General features: G+C 69.3%; 4 protein-coding genes. 2 read left to right on the forward strand and 2 right to left on the reverse strand.

What is annotated here, in order from left to right; translation table 11 throughout:
- Window positions 1-148 precede the first annotated feature (148 nt).
- Window positions 149-997, reverse strand: a complete 849-nt coding sequence (locus tag SM447_RS29100) for a 3-hydroxyacyl-CoA dehydrogenase family protein (protein WP_474576077.1) — start codon at window positions 995-997, stop codon at window positions 149-151.
- A 72-nt stretch (window positions 998-1,069) separates the two neighbouring features.
- Window positions 1,070-2,512 carry a UDP-N-acetylglucosamine 1-carboxyvinyltransferase gene (murA, locus tag SM447_RS29105; protein ID WP_474576078.1) on the reverse strand — a complete coding sequence of 481 codons (1,443 nt, stop codon included), beginning with the start codon at window positions 2,510-2,512 and terminating at the stop codon, window positions 1,070-1,072.
- Here murA and SM447_RS29110 point away from each other — a divergent pair.
- Entirely contained in the window at window positions 2,511-3,083 is a 573-nt protein-coding gene (locus tag SM447_RS29110) for a cob(I)yrinic acid a,c-diamide adenosyltransferase (RefSeq protein WP_474576079.1), read from the forward strand. The genes murA and SM447_RS29110 overlap by 2 nt on opposite strands.
- Window positions 3,059-3,475 (forward strand): VOC family protein, encoded by a 417-nt coding sequence (locus tag SM447_RS29115; RefSeq protein ID WP_474576080.1) that lies wholly within the window; start codon window positions 3,059-3,061, stop codon window positions 3,473-3,475. Before SM447_RS29110 ends, SM447_RS29115 begins: the two co-directional genes overlap by 25 nt.
- Window positions 3,476-3,677 lie beyond the last annotated feature (202 nt).

A 3,677-nucleotide genomic window follows, 5' to 3' on the forward strand; every position in this document is an offset into this window, starting at 1 on the left:
GTATCAGGTTCTTCTTCGTCGATGAACCATCTACCGGAGACCTCGCCACATCCCGGGCACCAACACACCCCACCCGGATTTCAAAACACGCCCTAACAGGGGGCCCCTGCTATACACGAGGCGTTAAGAGGGGGCCCTTCCTTACACCTCAGTACGAGTAGAAGCCCTGGCCGGTCTTGCGGCCCAGGTCGCCCGCGGTGGCCATGCGCTGCAGCAGCTCCGGCGGGAAGAACTTCTCGTCGGCGGTGTCGGTGTAGATGTTGCGGGTCGCATTCAGCAGCACGTCGACACCGGTCAGGTCGACGGTGGCCAGCGGGCCCATCGCGTGCCCGAAGCCGAGCTTGCACGCGGTGTCCAGGTCCTCGGCGGAGATGACGCCCGCCTCGACCAGCTTGACCGCCTCCATGGCCAGCGCACAGATCAACCGGGTGGTGACGAAGCCGGCGATGTCCCGGTTCACCACCACGACGGTCTTGCCGATCTCCTCGGCGAAGGACTTCGCGCGCTCCAGGGTGGCGTCGCTGGTCTTGTAGCCACGGACCAGCTCACAGAGCTTCATCATCGGCACCGGCGAGAAGAAGTGGGTGCCGACGACCGCCTCCGGGCGCTCGGTGGCCGTCGCGATCTGGGTGACCGGGATCGCCGAGGTGTTGGTGGCCAGGACCGCGTCCGCCTTGCAGATCTTGTCCAGCGCGCGGAACACCTCGTGCTTGATCTCCAGCTTCTCGAAGACCGCTTCGATGACGATGTCCGCGTCGGCGGCCGCCTCCAGCTCGGTGGTGGGGGTGATCCGCCCCAGCGCGGCCTCGACGTCGTCGCCGGAGAGCTTCCCCTTCTCGGCGAACTTCGTCAGCGACCGCTCGATGCCGTCCAGACCGCGCTTCGTCGCCGCCTCGTCCAGGTCCCGCAGCGTCACCTGCCAGCCTGCCTGCGCCGCCACCTGGGCGATGCCCGAACCCATCAAACCGGCACCGACGACCGCGAGCCGACCCGCCATCTGCTTCTCCCTCGCTGCGAATGAGTGTCTGTCTGCACCCTAGTCGGCGAGCCTGAACGACAGCTAAGGCGCTCAGATGGTGAGGTCTGGTTCCTCCGGTGCGGTCGCCCGCTCCACCTCGATGCCGAGCGCCCGCAGGTCGGCAACGAAGTCGGGGTAACCCCGGTCGACGTGGTGCACGTGGGAGACCTCGGTCATCCCGTCGGCGCAGAGCCCGGCGATGATGAGCCCGGCACCGGCCCGGATGTCGGTCGCGCGTACCGGTGCTCCGGAAAGCCGCTCCCGGCCGCGTACCACCGCGTGGTGCCCGTCGGTCTTGATGTCCGCACCCAGCCGCATCATCTCGTTGGCGAACATGAACCGGCCGTCGAAGATGTTCTCGGTGATGAGGGAGGCGCCGTCGCTGAGCGCCGCGAGCCCGATCGCCATCGGCAGCAGGTCGGTGGCGAAGCCCGGGTAGGGCAGCGTGACCACGTCCACCGCCCGGGGCCGGTCGTCCATGCGTACCCGGAAACAGTCCGACCGGGTCTCCACCAGGCCACCGGCCATCACCAGCTTGTCGAGCGCGACCTCCAGGAACGCCGGATCCAGGCCGGTCACGGTGACGTCGCCGCGGGTCATCGCCGCGCCGAACGCCCAGGTGCCGGCGACGATCCGGTCCCCCACCGTGGCGTGCCGGACCGGCCGGAGCTGAGGTACGCCGACGATGGTGATGGTCGACGTCCCCTCCCCGTCGATCAGCGCGCCCATCCGCTGGAGCATCGTGCAGATGTCGACGATCTCGGGTTCCCGGGCGGCGTTGTCGATCACGGTGGTGCCGTCGGCCAGCACCGCCGCCATGATGAGGTTCTCGGTCGCTCCCACGCTGGGAAAGTCCAGCATGATCTCCGCGCCGCGCAGGCCGTCCGGAGCCGAGGCGATCACGAAGCCGTGCTCGCCGGAGATGTCGGCACCCATCCGGGTCAGGCCGGAGATGTGCATGTCCAGGCCCCGTGAGCCGATCGCGTCGCCGCCCGGGTGAGCCACCCGCACGTACCCGCGCCGGGCCAGCAGCGGACCGAGCACGCAGATCGACGCTCGCAGCCGGCGGACCAGGTCGTAGTCGGCCTCCACGCCCGGCTGCTCCGGCACGTCGATGGTGACCGAGCGGGACCGGGCCGCCCCGCCGACGCCGACCATCGGGTCCACCGGATCGTCGGCGTCGAACTGCACGCCACAACCGAGCCGCCGCAGCACCTCGCCCATGATGGCGATGTCGGTGATCCGGGGAACGTTGGTGATCACACTGCGGCCGGGTGCGAGCAACGCGGCGGCCATCAACTTCAGCGCCGAGTTCTTCGCACCCACGACGTGCACGGTGCCGGCGAGCCGGGCACCGCCGTGTACCCGGATGACATCGACGTCGGCGATCGCCGCGTCACCCGCGTCGCCCGGGCCGACCCCGGCGGACCAACCCGTGCCGGCGTCCGGCCGCGCCGGGATCGTCAGATCCGGTATCCGTAGGCTGTGCGTCATGGCCGTCCACCTCACGCGCATCTACACCAAGGCCGGCGACGCCGGCATGACCAGGCTGAGCAACAACGAGCAGGTGCCGAAGAACGATCCGCGGATCGCCGCGTACGCGGACGTCGACGAGTGCAACGCCGCGCTCGGTGTGGCAGTCGCCCTGGGCCAGCTCGACGACGAACTGCGCGCGGTGCTGGGGTCGATCCAGAACGACATGTTCGACGTGGGTGCCGACCTGTCCACCCCGGTGGAGCCGGACCCGAAGTACCCGCCGCTGCGGGTCACGGAGGAGTACGTCGAGCGCCTCGAGGGCTGGTGCGACGAGTACAACGCGCGCCTGAGCAAGCTCGACTCCTTCATCCTCCCCGGCGGCACCGCGGGCGCGGCGCTGCTGCACGCGGCGCGGACGATCGCCCGGCGCGCCGAGCGGTCGGCATGGGCTCTCATCGCGCATGACCCCGACCGGACCAGTCACCTCCCGGCAAAGTATCTCAACCGGCTGTCGGATCTGCTCTTTATCCTGGCAAGAACGGCAAATCCGGACGGAGACGTGCTATGGGTACCGGGCGGAGGCCGGTGACGGTCGGTGCCCTGCACCACGTGGAGGTCTGGGTACCCGACCTGAGCGCCGCGATGCGCAGCTGGGGGTGGCTACTCGGCGAGTTGGGCTGGACGTCGTTCCAGCAGTGGCCGATCGGCCAGTCCTGGCGACTCGGCCCGACGTACCTCGTGCTGGAGGAGTCCCCCGCCCTCACCGGCCGACACCACGATCGACTCGCCCCGGGCCTCAACCACCTGGCCTTCCACGCCGGTTCGACCGCCGCCGTGGACCGGCTGGTCGAACAGGCACCGGCGTACGGCTGGGAGCTGCTCTTCGCCGACCGCCACCCGTACGCCGGCGGGCCCGACACGTACGCCGCCTATCTGGCCGACGGTCAGGGGTACGAGGTCGAGCTGGTCGCCTCTTCCTGAGATCGCAGAAACACCGCTGGCCGGCACCCTGGTTCGGGTGCCGGCCGGCGGTCTTGTTCCCCCTGTGGAGGAATGTCTGTGGTTGCCAGCTGGTCAGTTGGTGGTCAGCTGTTCCAGTGTTGGGCGACGAGGTCGGCGGCCTGCTGTTCCCACTGGGCGTAGTGGTCGGGGTAGGCCGACACCTGCACCGTCTGGGCGGCCT

The sequence above is a fragment of the Micromonospora aridisoli genome, assembly GCF_056150025.1.

Coding starts and splice junctions, on each gene's coding strand:
- SM447_RS29100 (WP_474576077.1), bottom strand. CDS start 997: ATGGCGGGTCGGCTCGCGGTCGTCGGTGCCGGTTTGATGGGTTCGGGC.
- SM447_RS29110 (WP_474576079.1), top strand. CDS start 2,511: ATGGCCGTCCACCTCACGCGCATCTACACCAAGGCCGGCGACGCCGGC.
- murA (WP_474576078.1), bottom strand. CDS start 2,512: ATGACGCACAGCCTACGGATACCGGATCTGACGATCCCGGCGCGGCCG.
- SM447_RS29115 (WP_474576080.1), top strand. CDS start 3,059: ATGGGTACCGGGCGGAGGCCGGTGACGGTCGGTGCCCTGCACCACGTG.